The organism is Nostoc sp. CCY0012 (genome assembly GCF_963920855.1).
Lineage (GTDB): Bacteria > Cyanobacteriota > Cyanobacteriia > Cyanobacteriales > Nostocaceae > Cyanocohniella.
Genome location: NZ_CAWUDM010000069.1, coordinates 17,039 through 33,168, shown reverse-complemented (window position 1 = coordinate 33,168; position 16,130 = coordinate 17,039). Strand labels below are relative to the sequence as shown.

Below are 16,130 nucleotides of genomic sequence, written 5' to 3'. Positions count from 1 at the left end.
CCCCTGCCCCCTGCCCCCCTGCCTCTTTCCCCCTGCCTCTATTTTTTAAGCAGTAAATAATATAGTGATCCGTTACCACCTGTGACGCCAGCGCGATCGCCTGCGACTTTTCCAGATCCCATGAAGTAATCAACTCTTCCTGGGCCTTTGATGGCGCTACCTGTATCCTGATTGAGTACAAAGCGGCTCACGGTACGATACTGCATCTGTCCATTGCTGGTGACATAAGGAAAGGAAGTATGCACTAATGCGAGTGCGCCAGGCGGCATGAGAGATTTATCTGTGGCAATGGAACGTTCTGCGGTGACTGGGACGTTAATACTCCCAGTAGCTGGTCTACCGGCGGTTTCTTGGAAGAAAACAAATCTTTCCCAGCGGGGCAGATAATTACTCATTTCCTGTGGATAACGCTGGAAAAAGTTAATTATACCCGGCATATTCAATTGATTTGCGGCTAACTTACCATCTTTGGACAGTTGTCCGCCAATACTAGTCCAGGGATAATCTGTACCACCGGCAAAACCGACAGAGGTTCTGGTGCCATTTGTTAGCTGAATTTGGGCAGAACCTTGGATATGTACCATATATGCATCGAAGCGATCGCGGAACCATAGCATCTCTAAACCGCGCAACTGGCTTCTATCTCCTAGTAAACCATCTTCTCCTTCCAAATCAACCCGTTTGGGGTGGGGTTGCGCCCATTGAGCGAAATCTGTTGGTAGTCGATAAAGGGGATACCGATATTCAGAAGTCCTGACCCGACTAGCATTATATATAGGTTCGTAATAGGCAGTAAACTTAACAGTACCCTTGCCATCGTTACCCACAGACCGATAGAAATCAAACTCTCGACGCACAGCAGATTGTAATTCTGCGGGAGATTTAGAGTTGACTACTAATTGACGGAAACGGATTAAACTCCGCCGCACGCGATCGTGGGTAATTCCTGGAACTGGGTAGTTTTGATAAGCAGCGATCGCACTATTTCTTTGTAGGTAACTTAAACTATTGTCAATTGCTGCCAACAAAGCTTGGCGATCGCCAGGTTGACCTAATCGACCCCAAAGTTGCTCATCCCAACCCAAGCAACCGTGTACAGGAGTACAATTCGTTCCTAGAGGGAAACGTTTGAGTGGGGGTGACGCTTGTATGGGAGGAGTGCTTGGTTTGACTGGCTGCTGGGGTTGAGGATTGGTCGGTACTGGTAACGTTACAGGAACCTGAGCCACCGCCGACCAAATGGTGTTTACAAGTCCAATTCCCAGACTCAGGGAAACCAAAACAAAGATTTTTCTCATCATTTAGTTGAATCTTTCAACACTAGAGCTAAAGAGTGGTTCTACTCGAATTGCCACAATCCGAGAGGGGCGTACAACCATATACTCCCCTTGAATATTCTTGATCGGTACGCTAATAAAGTCATTAGAAGCAGACTTGGGTACAAGTTCGCCACTATACCATTTTTGAAATTCTTGAATTGTCGGAAAACGTATTTCTTCACGGTGACCGCTTTCCAGTAAAAGGTATACAGCGTATTCATTTGGAGTTCTAGGCATAAAATTGAATGAATCATTTGCAACACATCCAACCCATTGTTAACCACGTAACCCCAGAATGAAAAGGGTAAGCATACGGGAGCAAGATCAGATTATTGAGAGAATTTTGAATTAAGAACTCATAATTTACTGCTCCTAACTCTTGAGTTTTACTTTCACTCTAGACGGCCAATGTTTTCACCAGTTCCCAGCAATATTGAGCAACTACGATTTATGAAAAGCTGATTTTCTGTCTCATTTTGGTTTTGCCAATAACACTGCTGCTTGTGCCAAGATGAATGTAAGGACGGAAACAAAATACACAATGTTAGGAAAATTATTAGATGGGCGTTACCAAGTCCTTCAGGTTTTAGGTGGAGGAGGATTTGGTCAAACTTACATTGCCAATGATACCCACCGACCTGGTTGCCCTAAGTGTGTTGTCAAACATCTTAAAACTGGCACCCACAACCCTGAATTTCTCGAAACTGCTAGACGGCTATTCGCTAATGAAGCCACCATCCTAGAACAACTGGGACACCATGACCAGATTCCTCGACTTTTAGCTTACTTTGAAGACAATGAAGAGTTCTTTTTAGTACAAGAGTTGATTCAAGGCCATTCTCTCAAAGCAGAACTTTTATCTGGCCAACGCTGGACTGAAGACCAAGTAATTTCACTGATGCAGCAGGTTTTGAGTATCCTGGAATTTATTCACAGTTATCAAGTTATCCATCGAGATATCAAACCAGAAAATATTATCAGACGTCAAGAAGATGGCAAAGTAGTACTGATTGATTTTGGTGCAGTCAAGCAATTCCAAACTCAGCTGCTAACAACTTTAGGTTACCCAGAGAATACTGTTGCTATTGGTACACCAGGATATATGTCTATAGAGCAGGGGCGAGGTAAACCCCGTCCTTGTAGTGATATTTATTCTTTGGGTATTATTTGTATCCAAGCTCTAACGGGGTTGTCTCCTAGAGAACTAGAAGAAGATCCGCATACAGGAGAAATTGTTTGGCAGCATCAAGCTCATGTGAATCATCAACTCGCATCTATTGTATCTAAGATGGTACAGCACCATTTAAAAGAACGTTACCAAACGGCAACGGATGTTATGCAGGCACTTCAGGAATTAATGGGAGGAGTTCAATATCAGTCAACTCAAATATCATCAACTTTTACTCCACCATTACCTGAAGTTGCACAATTACCACAACAGGCTATTGAACATCAAGCTGGCTCTCTGATTACTACCGAACAATATAATCGCCTAGAAAGCCTCTTGTTACAATTGGTTGGGCCAGTAGCAACAACGTTATTACGAAAAGCTACAGCATCAGCGTCTAGTTACGAAGAATTAATAGATAGTTTGCAAAGTCATGTACCAGTAAATCAACAAAGTGAATTTCAGCAAAAAACATTACTATTACTTAATGAAACTACGGGTACTCAAAAACTCACACTAAATTCTGTATCAAGCACTCCCCAGGAAACAATCACTGATAGTTTTTTACATCAGTGCGAACAAGAATTGACTAATTTAATTGGGCCCATAGCTATTGTCTTAGTGCAAAAAGCTGTAAAGTCTTCACCACAGATATCTCGATCTAAACTTGTAGAAAATTTAGCAAGGCACATTAGTAACCCACAAGAAGCATCACAATTCCAACAACGCCTTATTCACATTAAATAAAAAACTACTCTCCTTGTTCATTAATCATATCCATAGCTATTTTTAAGCTAAATTTCATCCGATTAAAAGCTGCTGCTAATCCACCAATTTCATCAGAAGATGTTTCAGTAAAATCAACACTCATATCACCAGTGCTAACTTTTTGCGCTGTTTTTTCTATTCTTTTAATCCGCTGAATTACAGTTTTCTTAATTAAAAAATTAATTAACAGCCCTAAGATAACAAAGATGGTAACTAGAATCCCCATAATTAGCAACCAACTCCGGTGAGCATTATTAAATATTTCTGTGGAAGGAACCGAAATAATTTGTGCAGCCACGATTTCATTGAGTTGCCAACCAAAACCATTAGTTGAACCATAAGTGATCAACTGACTTTTAGGAGCCTGTTCTGGTGTAGAATGGCATCGCAAACAACTTTGTTCTTGAATTTGTAGGGGACGGGCAACGTAAAATACTTGTCCTTCAGGTAATGTGCGAAATCCTACAAGTTGTTTTTTGTTAGAATCTTTACGAAATTGCTCTACAAGTTGAGTTTCAAAAATATCTGCTTTATCGCGGAGATTAGTAGGATTAAGAGTTGCTTCTTTGTAAAGGAAATTTTGATACTCAGGGTTTGCCCGGAAATTAGTAAATACTTGTGAAGCAGAGTACGCTGGTACTGTTTCTGAGATAAATGTTGTTTCAGTTTCTAACCTAGCTGCTAAGAGGGGATTTATCTGTTTTTGTGTATAATTTCTAACCGCATTCATGGTTTGCATTAAAATGAAACCTTGAGAAGTTACTTCATTTTGTGCCTTTTGCTGAAGTACATTTGAGAGAGCAGCACCACTAACTAAAACACTGACAATGAAAACTAATAGCAAAAGTAAGTTAAATTTCGCCCCTATTTTTAAGTTTTTCAACATAATTTTTGGTAGAATATCTGGCAAATTAGTTTAATATTTTATACTATTTGCATAGAGTTAATAACTATCTAATATTAAATAAATATTACTTTTTTTGATTGCACATTAGGGATATTCCACATAGGCATAAAAACCTGATGATTCGCTTTTAAAAGGTAGTGGCATCAACTATATGTAAAGTTTCGAGCATTCACCTAACCTTCGCTACCTTAAGTGACCCTGCTTCTAGTACACTACGTAGGAAGCCTAGGTAGTTTATTGCACCCTAGTTTAGAAAAAATGATTTTGGTAACTTTCAATACCTAAAATTTAGTGGCATCCTACGAATATTCTGTATTTAATTAAGTTGATTAACTTAGTAAGGGTTTTAGTAAAGCCATCCACATATCTGGCGGCTCTAAGTAGTAATCAATTGCTTCAACTTGATATCGACAAGATTCAGAACCGTGTTGCAAAATAATGTAATCCAAGGGTTTAATTCCTTTACCTACCCCGGTCATTTGTCCTTCAGTCCCTTCATTGATTAATTCAAATACATAGTCTCTTCCTGGGACTAATTGACTGTAATCGTGCGTTATTTGCTGCTTTTGGGATAGATATCCTGTAAAATTAGCTAAAGATAGCCCACTCCAAGAAATGAAATTCAATTTAAAATTTCTTTTGGCAAAAAACATAGGTAAAATTTCCTTCTTATGTCTACAAAAAGAATACTTGCTCAGTAAATTATGATTTTTGGCAATAACAAATTCCCAAAGTTTTGAGTATATTTCTCTCGCTCTTAGTTGTCTGAAATACTAGACACCCCTGTAACTATCAAAGCGGGAATAGATAAATGTTGAGAATGTATGTTTCAACATACTTAACAGCAATTTTAAAAGCAAATTCAAAATTCGTGATGAATTTTCTTGAAGATTTTACTCAGAATCTTTGATTTTATTAATTACCAAATTTGGTTTGTGTTGCCGATGATGCTAACCTTGACTGATTCTTTTTAGGTATTGAGATTCTGATTAACTACCTCCTGTCATGCGACATCCTGCATTTAGACAAAGATTTTGTACTAAATTAATGAAGACTAATCAGACAATCTACAGTAGTATTCAACGCCAAGCCCACAGTGTAATCACTAAAAGTTTGATTTGGATACAGCAGATATGATGTTATTTGATAAATCGAAGTTTTGCTGTTGTGATAAGTAGCGAACTTTATCAGGCTTTGCTGGCAAAATTTGGATGCAATAACCCTTGGTAATATTAATTAATTTCTAAATAAATTATGTGTCTAATATATCACAATTGTCTATGTTTCCAGACAAATCCTATCCTAGCTGCAAATTTTGCTTGTAAAGGCTATATCTACCTGCTGTAGCAGTTTTTCTGGGGTGGAGGAGTTATCTAACAAGACATCAGCCCTCGCTACCTTTTCTGCAAGAGATAATTGGCTATTGATGCGAGTTTGAGCTTGTTCTTCACTGAGATGATTTCGTTGTATCAATCTTTGTAGTTGTTGGGAATCAGAACAATATACAACCCAGATTTCTGTTACTAGATGAGTCATCTGAGCTTCAAATAGTAGAGGGATAACTAATACTAGTATGGGAGAGGATGATTCAGCGATTCCTTTGATCAAGCGATCGCTTACGTAAGGATGAATTAAACTCTCTAGCCAATTGCGTTCATTTTGATTGTCAAAGATAATTTCACCCAGTTGTTGACGGTTGAGGCTGCCATCTGGTGATAAAATTTCTTGACCATAACGTTGGGCGATCGCACTTAAAATGGGAGAATCTACGGCTACGGCATCTCTAGCATAAATGTCTGCATCTAAAATTGGGATGTTGTAAGTGCTGGCTATGTAATTGGCGACGGTGGTTTTACCTGTAGCAATACCTCCGGTTAAGCCGATGATGCGTTTAGTCATGAATTAAGAAGGAGATTTTTTTCTCACGCAAAGGTAAGCCAGTGCGTTGGGGAAACAGCGCCGTGGGCGGGTTAAGTGACTTGTAGCAACTGACGCACAAAGGTACAAAGTGAGTTAAGAATTTTTTGCCCATTTTATCAGGGATTGGGTTAAGCCATCTAAAGTGTATTCTTCGGCTTCTACATCTACGCGTCCGAATACAGTTTGGCAGGTTTTTGAGGTTTGTGGGCCAATAGACGCAATGCACACTTGGGAAGGGTTGGTAAATATGTCTGTTGTGAGTTGTGAGAAAAATTGTACGGTTTTAGAACTGGCAAAGGTAATCACATCTATGGTGCGATTTTGGAGAGCTAATTTTGCTGATTCTGGAATACCACTAGGACAGCAAGATTGATATGCGGCCACTTCGATGATATTTGCACCCTTGGCGGTTAATTCTTTGACTAAGGTTTCTCGTCCACCAGTTTCTACTCTGGGAAATAACACTTTTTTACCCTGTAGTGATTCGGGGAAATGGGTAACTAAAGAGTCAGCGACAAAGTTGGGGGGAATAAAATCAGGTTTAAGGGCGTGTTTTTGCAGGCTTTGGGCTGTTTTTTCACCAACAACGGCAATTTTGACCTGAGCTAAGGAACGAATATCTTTACCTTGGGCAATTAATCTCTCAAAAAAGTACTCTACGCCATTGGTAGAAGTGAGAATTAACCAGTGAAAATCTGCTAGATTGGCGATCGCTTGATCTAAGGCTTGCCAACTGGAAGGTGGGGCAATTTCTAACGTTGGCATTTCAATTACAGTAGCACCTGAGGCGGTGAGGCGATCGCTAAATTCACTCGATTGTCCAGATGCACGGGTGACGAGAATTGTTTTACCTGTGAGGGGAAGGTGATTAGTAGACATGAGTTGGTTGTTAAAAGTTTTTTCCTCTGAAGATATTTTCTCAGGTTGTAAGTAATGACGTAGCCCCACAACTTCGCCAATGACAATGACTGCTGGGGAAAGAGATAAATCGGCTGTGTGTTGGAGAATATTTTCTAGTTGGGCTGTCCAAATTTGTTGCTGTGGTGTGCCTGCCCAACGGATAATGGCAATGGGTGTAAGACGCGATCGCCCGTGTCGTAGTAGTTGGTGTACAATTTCCGCTAGGTGTTTGCCACCCATCAATATGACTAATGTCTCTAATCGCGCTAATGCTTCCCAGTCTAAAACCTCTGGTTCATGGGCTGTCAACACTGCGAAACATCGACTCAGTACTGTATCTGTGAGGGGAATCCCTGCTAGTAATGGTGCAGCTAAGGCTGAGGAAATTCCTGGTACTACTTCAAATTCACAATTAGCGGCTTTTAACGCTTCAATTTCGGCAGTACAACGCCCAAAAATAAAGGGATCTCCTGATTTGAGTCGGACGACTTGTTTTCCTTGTTGGCTGTGCTTTACTAGTAATTCGTTAATTTCAGTTTGGGGTGTACTGGGTTTACCACCACGTTTACCGACATCTAGCTTTAAGCAATTAGGTGGTACACATTTTAATAATTGGTCGTCTACTAGGGCATCGTAAATTAATACCTGAGCTTGTGCTAGGAGGTTGTAGGCTTTTATTGTGAGGTAGGTGACATCTCCAGGCCCAGCGCCTACTAGGTAGACTTTGTTTTGTTGTTTGGTCATTTTTTTGTTTCGCGCAAAGGCGCATCAGCGAAGCGTTCACGAAGTATGCCGTAGGCTCTAGTACGAAGTACGTTAGGCGCGAAGATTAGCTAGATTTAGCGCTGATTTTTTCTAAGAGTTGAGTGATTTTTGTGGCTCTTTCTGGTTGGCGCTGTTTTTGCAATAAGTCTTTGGCTTGTTGTAGATTGGCTTTTGCTGCTTCTGGTTGATTTTGTTGCATGAGAATATTGGCTAAACGCAAATAAGCATCAGGATTTTTGGGGCTGCGTTGAATTACTTCTTGAAATAATGCTGTGGCTGCTTCTATTTTGCCTTGTTCTTTTAAAACATCCCCTAGCAATAAGCGCACTACATCATTAGTTGAGTTGATATTAATTACCTGACGAAAAGCTGCTTCTGCACCTTGATAATCTTTTTGTTGATAAAGATTTACCCCTTTTTGAAATCGGTTAGATGTAATTAAGGTTTTTACAGCGAAATAACCAAGCAGGGCGACGCTGGAAATAACAGCAACAATGGCAAAAATATCAGCTATTTGCAAATTTTCTAACATAATTTTAAGCTAACAAACAGGCAATTGGGAATATGATGTATTCAAGATAAAACAGTTTCCAAATGAATTGATAAAACTTAGCAATCGCACTTTTATCTTGCAAGTCTACTGATAAACTCCGCATCCACATCCCAGCCAGCAATACTAGATGAGCAATGACCAAAAATACTGAGTTAACCCCTGCAAAACGTAGTGTACCAACTATGGCCATTCCTAAGTAGCAAACAGTTAATACCCAAAGCGCTAAATTGAATACAGCTTGCGGGCCAAGTTTGATGGTGAAAGTACTGATATTGTAGAGGCGATCGCCTTCCATATCGGGGATGTCTTTAAAGATGGCGATGGCAAAGGTAAACACCAAAATAAATACTGTCAGCACCCACACCGCAGGGGGAATTGATGGTGTTTGTTCTAATGCCCAATTAAAGTGCAAAAATAGCCCTAAGTTGACAATTGTTCCTCGGACTGAAAATATACACAGTGCTGCCCAAAAGGGAAATTGTTTTAAGCGAATTGGCGGTAAAGAATAAGCCGTACCAATGGCTAAACTCAAAGCCACCATTCCCAATATAAAAGGCCCTGTGAACCATGCTATAACCAGCGCCGAAATGCCGGTGAGCATGACAATTAATTGCCCTTCAGCCCTGGTAAATTCACCAGATGCTAGAGGTAGGTGAGGCTTATTAATTTTGTCAATTTCAACGTCTTCTAGTTGATTTAACCCCACAATATAAACATTGCCACATAAACAAGCAATCCACGCACCGAACACGGAAAGTAATTGCTCAATAGCAAAACCAGTGGAACTAATAGCAAGGGCAATCAAATACAAACCCAATACACTCAAACTGGTGCCAATAATTGTGTGAGGGCGGGAAAACTTCCAAAATGCATAAAGCCAACTGCCCTGTAATTTAGGAGATTTTTGTTCAGAAATTTGATTCATAGTGATTTTTGATTAGGGATTGGGGAACTTGGGGAACTTGGGGACAAGGGGACAAGGGGACAAGGGGACAAGGGGACAAGGGGACAAGGAGATAAGGGGACAAGGAGATAAGGGGACAAGGAGATAAGGGGATAAGGACAAAAATACTTCTCCTATCTCCCCCATTTCTTTTATTTAGTACCGCGCAATAAGCCAAAGCGAATTAACCCCCGCTCATAGCCTCGACTCATTAATCCGAGAGATAAAGCGCCTTGGATGGTTTGCCAACCGGAGGTGAGTAACCCGAAGATGGCTTGGGGGGTGAATGCTGAATCAATGACTATATTCCAAAATGGGGCGACGGCTGTTGACCAATCGGCTGTGCGAAGATTGTTTAATGAAAGTTGACGCGCGATCGCTTCATATTCTGGTAGCGAAATCACGTAAGGTAAACAATACACTCGGTAAATATCTTCTAAGTGTTTTTGTTCATCTGCTGTTAAAGGTGCGTTATTTGTGGGGCGATGACACCAAGTCACCATAATCAATGTGCCGCCTGGTTTTAATACTCGGTAGCATTCTTGCAGAAACTTAGTTTTGTCTGGCATATGTTCACCACTTTCTAGCGACCACACCAAGTCAAAGGAATCGTCAGCAAAGGGCATTGCTTGAGCATCTGCCACTTGAAAATCACTTCTACCACTTAAACCAATGTCCTGGGCGCGTTCTTTGGCTCTAGTGGCTTGTACTGGACTCAAAGTGATCCCTGTTGCTTTAGCATTAAACTTATTGGCTAAGTAAAGAGAACTACCACCAATGCCACAACCTACATCGAGAATGTTTTCTGCTGTTTGTACATCTGCCCATTTGAGCAGTTCTTCGATTAAGTCAATTTGAGCCTGTCGGCGGTCTTTTTTTTGGTTACCATCTGCACCGTAGTAACCGTGGTGCATGTGTTCGCCCCAAATCTGTTCCCACAGCCCGGAGGAAGCATCGTAAAATTGCTGTATTTGCTGGTAAAGTGTTGCACTCATGGAGAAAGCAGTGTTAAAACAACGCCGAATTTAAATAAACCTACTGGTAGGCTACCATGTGTGTTTTTAATTGAATAAGAGTGTTTTGAGTTTCAGGTGGGTCAACTCATTGATTATCTCTGACAGAATATATGCGTTTTAACTTTATATGACTGTTTCTCGCACAGTTTGCTTAGGATTTTTAGCTGTCATCACCGTGGGAACTATCCTACTGATGATGCCATTTTCGACTAGTAGCGGTACTTGGAATGATCCGATTGTGGCGCTGTTCACGGCTACCTCCGCAGTTTGCGTGACTGGGTTAGCGGTAGTTGACACTGGTACGGATTTTTCTTTTTGGGGTCAATTATTTATTCTCATGTTGTTCCAAATTGGCGGCTTGGGCTACATGACAACCACCACTTTTCTGATTACCCTAGTCGGGCGTAAGTTTAATTTACGGCAAAAAGTCGCTATTCAACAAACTTTAGACCGCCCTGGGATGCATGGTAGTACCCAAGTAATTCGTTCAATTATTGCCACAACTATGATTTTTGAAATTACAGGCATTTTGTTGCTTTTGCCTGCATTTGTGCCTGATTATGGATGGAATGAAGGTCTTTGGTTAGCGGTTTTTCATAGTATTTCTGCTTGGAATAATGCCGGGTTTAGTTTGTTTTCCGATAGCTTAATGGGATATCAGTCATCGTTACTAGTTGTGTTCACTATCAGCATATTGATAATCTTTGGTGGCATTGGTTATCAGGTAATTTTAGAGACTTATCTTTGGGTGCGCGATCGCCTACTTGAAAAAACCACCAACCTAGTGTTTTCTTTAGATTTTAAAGTAGCATCTAGTACAACTTTAATACTTCTTTTTCTGGGTACGATTGCTTTTTTTGCTATTGAAACCAAAAACTTTGATACTTTAGGCACACAGAATTTTTATCACCAATTTCTAGCAGCTTGGTTTCAATCAGTTACCACCAGAACTGCTGGCTTTAATACCATTGATATTAGCCAAATGACTACAGCTGGTTTATTTATTACAATTGCATTTATGTTTATTGGTGCCAGTCCCGGAGGAACGGGGGGCGGTATAAAAACTACAACCCTCAGAGTTCTAACCAGTTGTACCAAATCAATTCTTCAAGGAAAAGAAGAAGTTTTATTATACGAGCGCAAAGTAGCAATTTCGTTAATTTTAAAAGCTGTAGGTGTTCTAGTTGGCTCCGTATCTATGGTGCTTTTTTCTACAATTTTAATTGCACTTACAGAACCAAACTTGGATTTTATTCAAATTTTGTTTGAAGTTGTATCAGCCTTTGCCACCGTGGGTCTTTCTACAGGTATTACTAGCAGTGTTTCCATACCAGCAAAGTTAGTCTTAATTGTCACAATGTATGTAGGACGTGTAGGTGTTTTGTTGCTGATGGCTGCTGTATTAGGCGACCCCCGCCCCACTAGAGTTCATTATCCTGAAGAAAATTTACTTGTGGGCTAGATTAAAGGGATGAAAAATTAATAACTAACGACCCATAACTAACTGATAAAATATCACTTAGAAGGCAAAAATCAAATTTTTAATAATTTCGGTTTTACCGTTTTTTTGCCCTAGATACAGGGAATGAAAATAAGGAATACAAATGTGAATCTGTCATCAATAGGCTTTTTTCGCAGTTTGCGTAGAGATAACCACCAATTTGCTGTGATTGGCTTGGGTCGCTTTGGTAGATCTGTTTGTTCAACACTACATCAATTAGGTTACCAGGTCTTGGCAACAGATGTTGACGAAAAGCGAGTATCAGAAGCACTACATGATGAAATCGTTGGTCACGCCTTACAGTTAGATTCAACTGAACCAGCTGCTCTTAAGGAAGCGGGAATGTTTGAATTTGATACCGTAATTATAGGAATTGGTAACTACATTCAAGAAAGTATCATTACTACTTTGAATGTCAAAGAAGGCGGTGTCCCCCATGTGGTTGCCAAAGCTTCCAGTGAAGTTCACAGAAAGCTATTGAAACGAGTAGGGGCAGATCATGTTGTTTTTCCAGAATATGAAGCGGGTTGTGCTTTAGCACGTTCACTCACTAAGCCATCTATCTTAGATCGTTTTGACCTCGATCCAGAAAATAGTATTGTCGAGTTGATTGTACCTGATGAATTTCATGGCAGAACTGTCTCGGAACTGCAACTTCGTAACCGCTTTGGCTTGAATTTACTAGCTGTTAGTCAAGATGGTAAATTCCAAATTAATCCTGACCCTACCAAGCGTCTAGAACGTGGTTCGGCAATGGTTGTTATTGGTCGCAACAAAGATATTAATCGCTTGCCAATTTAAATCCGATAAATGGAAGATAGGAATTACACTTGATATGGGTGTAAAAACCCTGGAGAGAGAATTTTGATTTTTAACAGGTTTATGGATTTAATACTTGAAGATTTGGCTGCAATTGATAATAAACTTTCTCAGCGTCATATTGACCTTGACCCCGGTGGATATTTCATTATCTATTTGGATCGAGGTGCTAGTTTAATTTATGCCAAGCATTTTACCAATGTCATTGATGATCAAGGTTTAGCCGTAGATCCGGAAACCGGGAAAGTAATTCCAGCCAAGGGGAAAGTTGAACGTACTCACACCACAGTGTTTAGCGGTAGAACGGCGAAGGAACTGTGTGTCAAGATTTTTGAAGAAACTCAGCCCTGTCCAGTCACCCAGTTAGATCATGCGTCCTATTTAGGCCGAGAATTGGTTCGCGCTGAGGTGGCTTTGGTAACAGGGCAAGAGTATGTCCAAGATTAACCTCAGGAAGACTTTTCCTGTTGCTCATCAGGTGAGGGTTGATTTATCTGGTAAATATAGTAAGTCGCCATCGGGATAACGGTGGCGGCAATTAACAGTCCTACCACCCAAGCAGTAGCATTACCTTGGTCAGTTTCTTCTGCCTTGGTAAATGTGCCTTCTACCTGGACAGTTTCTACTACTTCCGGTGGGCCTGGATCTGCTTCGCCAGCTAGAACTGCGGCTAGGCGATCGCTTGCATCCAAAAATGCCTGATTATATTTATTACCGTCCCGTAACGGCACACCTATAGTTTCATCAGCCACGCTTTCGGCAATTGAGTCAGTCAGCAAAGACTTGGACTCATCCCCAGTGACAATAGCAATACCATTGGTCACTGTATCCAATACCAACAAAGTCTGATGAGACTGGGCTTCTGGTGTGGCAAACCACTTTTCAAACAGTGCTTGTGAAAAACTTTCTGGTGTTTCTCCATAGTCCAGACGGCGAATCGTCACGAATCTGACCTCGTTACCAGTTTGCTTGGCCAAATCCTCAAAGGTGCTACTAATTTTACCTTCATTGATGCGGCTGATAACTTCACCTTGGTCGATAACCCATTGGGGGTCTTTTGTTGTCAAATCTGGTATTTGATACACACCCGTAGCTAACGCAGGTGCAGACAATACACAAGAACCCAGAATTACCATCAGCAATGGCAAAGCTAGGCTAATCAGGTATTTTTTTATCCTAAATATTTGATTGAAGAGCTGTTTCATTGGTTGATATTTTTAGACGGACTTGCACCAAAAATACTATACAACCAATAACAAAATCACCTTATTTACGGATTTCAATATCTAAGTTGCTGACAAAAAGAAACACCGCCCCATTTGGGAATAAACCCAAAAACTAGGGGCGGACTTTGCAAACCATCCGAGGATTATAGCATAAAAACTAAATTATGCATTTTTAAAATAGCGATCGCTTGCTTAATCAAGTTGAGAGAAAAGTTTTTCCCAGTCAATCACAGGTTGTCTGACTCCTTTATTAACCAACTCAAAAGTTTGCTCTACCGTCGATGGGTAAAAAAGAGATTCTACACAAGCAGCTGCCACATCAATTCGGCTGGCGTCACTAAATAGCGTGTCACCTGTACCCACGACTATACCCTGCTTACCCCCACTTGTTGCCTGTAGTAAGGTATTGAGATCGTAAGAAGTATAGGGGCCATCAATTAAACGTCCCGGACGAATAATTGTATAGGGCAATCCCGCATCAATGATGGCTTCCTCTCCCTTCTGTTTGGCATCAAGCACACCGAAACCATTAAGAACACTAAAAGGCAGCTGATCTTTGCGAATAACTCCACAGGAAGACACAAAAACAAACCGCTTCACATGGGGAGGTGCCACAGCTACTAAGTTACTTACACCTTCAGCATCTACTTTTGCTGGGCTATTCTTGGCTGTGGCATTTCTATACTCAGAGTCTAAAAAAATTTTTCCCCATTCCATCAAGTTAGGTTCTGGGTCAAACTCCCATCTTGCAGAAGGAAAGGCAGTAGTTCCAGTACAACAAATGATGTACGTGATATCCTGCATAGCTGCGGCCAGTGTATTAGCATCGCGGATATCACCAACAGCAATTTCCACTTTGTGATTAAACATCTTTTGCGCTTTTACCGCATTGCGTGTCAGCACCCGAACGGGCAAGTTTTTTTCCAGTAACTTTCCCACCACAAGTTGTCCCACGCCACCAGTAGCACCAGTAACTAGCACTAAATCCTCAACTGACGGTTTCACAAAAGTCATAACTGCCTCTTTGATAGTTTATTGCTAATTTACTGAAAACTAGGGGTACAGTGTTTCCCCCTAAAGAAAGCTATGGCAGTCAAAAGCCCGACCGTTATGGCCGGGCTTTTGATAAATGCAGTGGGGATATATTCCCCGAAAGTGTAGTTATAGAAGTTCTGTATAAAGCGCTGTACTGTTAAGTAATACCACCTGAGTTAAGTCCATTCCGGAAAACTAGAAAAAATTTTTCAAATTAGCTATCTTTTCCCAGTTGGCCAGAGATTTAAAGGAGACAACAATTCATGAAACACTACTGGCAAGGGCATACCAATGGCAAACAGTAGTTTTGAGGCGCAATCACAAGCGTTACAGCGGCTGGATTTTGACTTGCACATAACCGCCAATGAGTGGGAAATCAAGCAGAACATTAGTGCCTGTCTAGAACCGATACCACAACTATTTCCACCAGTTCCAGACAATTCTGTTTATAGTTTCAATAAAATTCTTGATGCTTTAGATTAACTTACAACTTCTGGAAAAAACTGCATATCAGCTTCCCAGGGCCGTTTTGAGCAAATTCTACAATATTGCCGTCTTGTTGAATCCTCACCTGCTGGCGACAGTTGTAAACTGCCAACGGTATTTTTACTTTATTTACACTGACCACTGCCCTATATTCCCAATAATTTTTAGCACTGCGATTGATACTAAGAATATAAATCTGTTGACCATGATAATTACGGCATACAGATGCCGTGGCTGGTAGTGCTACTGCGTTAGAGAGCATCAAGAGCAACACCAATACTATATATTTCATCTTGGTGAGATTTCAAACATCAATGCTTGATGGCAACCAGTATACATTATGTAATCGATTAACATAGATAACGTCGTATTCCGCAGTTGTTTCGCATCAGCTGCGGTAGTTGAAAACTTCAATGATGAAAGTGACACAAATGAGACTGTACAGGGAGATGAGCAAAAGTGGCGCTTTAGCCCCAATTGTTGGCGAGAGAGAATGCTTGATGCTTTTAATGGGGAAGCAAAGCATGGGTTGGCCTCTGCCAACAGTTAAGATGTAATGCACGCATAGCAATCCCATTTGGTTTTTGTTGGCATAGCCTGCGCCATGTACTTAGAAACTCAGTACAACTCCAATAGCTTTGCCTATTGCCTGCTTACCCCAAACAAGCTATCAAAAATAAAAGCCGACTACTATATATATGACCTGTTAATCCTCAAATTTAGGGTTTAAATTTATTCTTTTAAGGGTAAGAAGTCATACTATTTGGAATTTTAGATTGGCAATTCTTCAATACTTCTGGTCCA

Annotated in this window: 17 protein-coding genes; 5 read left to right on the top strand and 12 right to left on the bottom strand. The window is 40.7% G+C overall.

Annotation, left to right across the window (positions count from 1 at the left end; all coding sequences use genetic code 11):
- Nucleotides 1-38: 38 nt before the first annotated feature.
- Both ACM0OS_RS19140 and ACM0OS_RS19135 read right to left on the bottom strand, forming a co-directional pair.
- Nucleotides 39-1,298 carry a murein transglycosylase A gene (locus ACM0OS_RS19140; protein WP_414544788.1) on the bottom strand — a complete coding sequence of 420 codons (1,260 nt, stop codon included), beginning with the start codon at nt 1,296-1,298 and terminating at the stop codon, nt 39-41.
- A 3-nt stretch (nt 1,299-1,301) separates the two neighbouring features.
- Nucleotides 1,302-1,556, bottom strand: coding sequence for a hypothetical protein (locus ACM0OS_RS19135; RefSeq protein ID WP_414544786.1), 255 nt, complete (start codon nt 1,554-1,556; stop codon nt 1,302-1,304).
- Between the two features lie 304 nt (nt 1,557-1,860).
- On the opposite strand from ACM0OS_RS19135, the gene ACM0OS_RS19130 reads away from it, so the two are divergent.
- Nucleotides 1,861-3,234, top strand: a complete 1,374-nt coding sequence (locus ACM0OS_RS19130) for a protein kinase domain-containing protein (protein ID WP_414544785.1) — start codon at nt 1,861-1,863, stop codon at nt 3,232-3,234.
- Between the two features lie 4 nt (nt 3,235-3,238).
- Here the strand turns inward: ACM0OS_RS19130 and ACM0OS_RS19125 are convergent, their stop codons facing one another.
- From ACM0OS_RS19125 to ACM0OS_RS19095, 7 genes are all read right to left on the bottom strand, one after another.
- Entirely contained in the window at nt 3,239-4,141 is a 903-nt protein-coding gene (locus ACM0OS_RS19125; protein ID WP_414544784.1) for a c-type heme family protein, read from the bottom strand.
- Nucleotides 4,142-4,491: 350 nt separating this feature from the next.
- Complete coding sequence (locus ACM0OS_RS19120) at nt 4,492-4,788, bottom strand: hypothetical protein (protein WP_414544783.1); 297 nt, start codon at nt 4,786-4,788, stop codon at nt 4,492-4,494.
- A gap of 676 nt (nt 4,789-5,464) precedes the next feature.
- A complete protein-coding gene (gene coaE, locus ACM0OS_RS19115; protein ID WP_414544782.1) occupies nt 5,465-6,061 on the bottom strand; it encodes a dephospho-CoA kinase in 597 nt (198 codons plus the stop codon).
- Between the two features lie 114 nt (nt 6,062-6,175).
- Complete coding sequence (cobA, locus tag ACM0OS_RS19110; protein WP_414544781.1) at nt 6,176-7,726, bottom strand: uroporphyrinogen-III C-methyltransferase; 1,551 nt, start codon at nt 7,724-7,726, stop codon at nt 6,176-6,178.
- 85 nt (nt 7,727-7,811) lie between these two features.
- A complete protein-coding gene (locus ACM0OS_RS19105) occupies nt 7,812-8,279 on the bottom strand; it encodes a tetratricopeptide repeat protein (RefSeq protein WP_414544780.1) in 468 nt (155 codons plus the stop codon).
- Between the two features lie 4 nt (nt 8,280-8,283).
- Complete coding sequence (locus tag ACM0OS_RS19100) at nt 8,284-9,225, bottom strand: homogentisate phytyltransferase (RefSeq protein WP_414544779.1); 942 nt, start codon at nt 9,223-9,225, stop codon at nt 8,284-8,286.
- 170 nt (nt 9,226-9,395) lie between these two features.
- Complete coding sequence (locus ACM0OS_RS19095) at nt 9,396-10,238, bottom strand: methyltransferase domain-containing protein (protein ID WP_414544778.1); 843 nt, start codon at nt 10,236-10,238, stop codon at nt 9,396-9,398.
- A 148-nt stretch (nt 10,239-10,386) separates the two neighbouring features.
- On the opposite strand from ACM0OS_RS19095, the gene ACM0OS_RS19090 reads away from it, so the two are divergent.
- The 3 genes from ACM0OS_RS19090 (at nt 10,387) to ACM0OS_RS19080 (ending at nt 13,026) form a co-directional block, all read left to right on the top strand.
- A complete protein-coding gene (locus ACM0OS_RS19090) occupies nt 10,387-11,721 on the top strand; it encodes a TrkH family potassium uptake protein (protein WP_414544777.1) in 1,335 nt (444 codons plus the stop codon).
- 144 nt (nt 11,722-11,865) lie between these two features.
- On the top strand, nt 11,866-12,561 hold the full coding sequence (locus ACM0OS_RS19085) for a potassium channel family protein (protein ID WP_414544776.1): 696 nt from the start codon (nt 11,866-11,868) through the stop codon (nt 12,559-12,561).
- A gap of 81 nt (nt 12,562-12,642) precedes the next feature.
- On the top strand, nt 12,643-13,026 hold the full coding sequence (locus tag ACM0OS_RS19080; protein ID WP_414544775.1) for a DUF4346 domain-containing protein: 384 nt from the start codon (nt 12,643-12,645) through the stop codon (nt 13,024-13,026).
- A gap of 2 nt (nt 13,027-13,028) precedes the next feature.
- Here the strand turns inward: ACM0OS_RS19080 and psb32 are convergent, their stop codons facing one another.
- Complete coding sequence (gene psb32 / locus ACM0OS_RS19075; RefSeq protein ID WP_414544774.1) at nt 13,029-13,784, bottom strand: photosystem II repair protein Psb32; 756 nt, start codon at nt 13,782-13,784, stop codon at nt 13,029-13,031.
- 213 nt (nt 13,785-13,997) lie between these two features.
- Nucleotides 13,998-14,819, bottom strand: a complete 822-nt coding sequence (locus ACM0OS_RS19070) for an SDR family oxidoreductase (protein WP_414544773.1) — start codon at nt 14,817-14,819, stop codon at nt 13,998-14,000.
- Between the two features lie 312 nt (nt 14,820-15,131).
- Here ACM0OS_RS19070 and ACM0OS_RS19065 point away from each other — a divergent pair, with 312 nt between their 5' ends.
- Nucleotides 15,132-15,323 (top strand): hypothetical protein, encoded by a 192-nt coding sequence (locus tag ACM0OS_RS19065; RefSeq protein ID WP_414544772.1) that lies wholly within the window; start codon nt 15,132-15,134, stop codon nt 15,321-15,323.
- A 1-nt stretch (nt 15,324) separates the two neighbouring features.
- Here ACM0OS_RS19065 and ACM0OS_RS19060 read toward each other — a convergent pair whose 3' ends face one another.
- A complete protein-coding gene (locus tag ACM0OS_RS19060; protein ID WP_414544771.1) occupies nt 15,325-15,618 on the bottom strand; it encodes a hypothetical protein in 294 nt (97 codons plus the stop codon).
- Between the last annotated feature and the right edge of the window lie 512 nt (nt 15,619-16,130).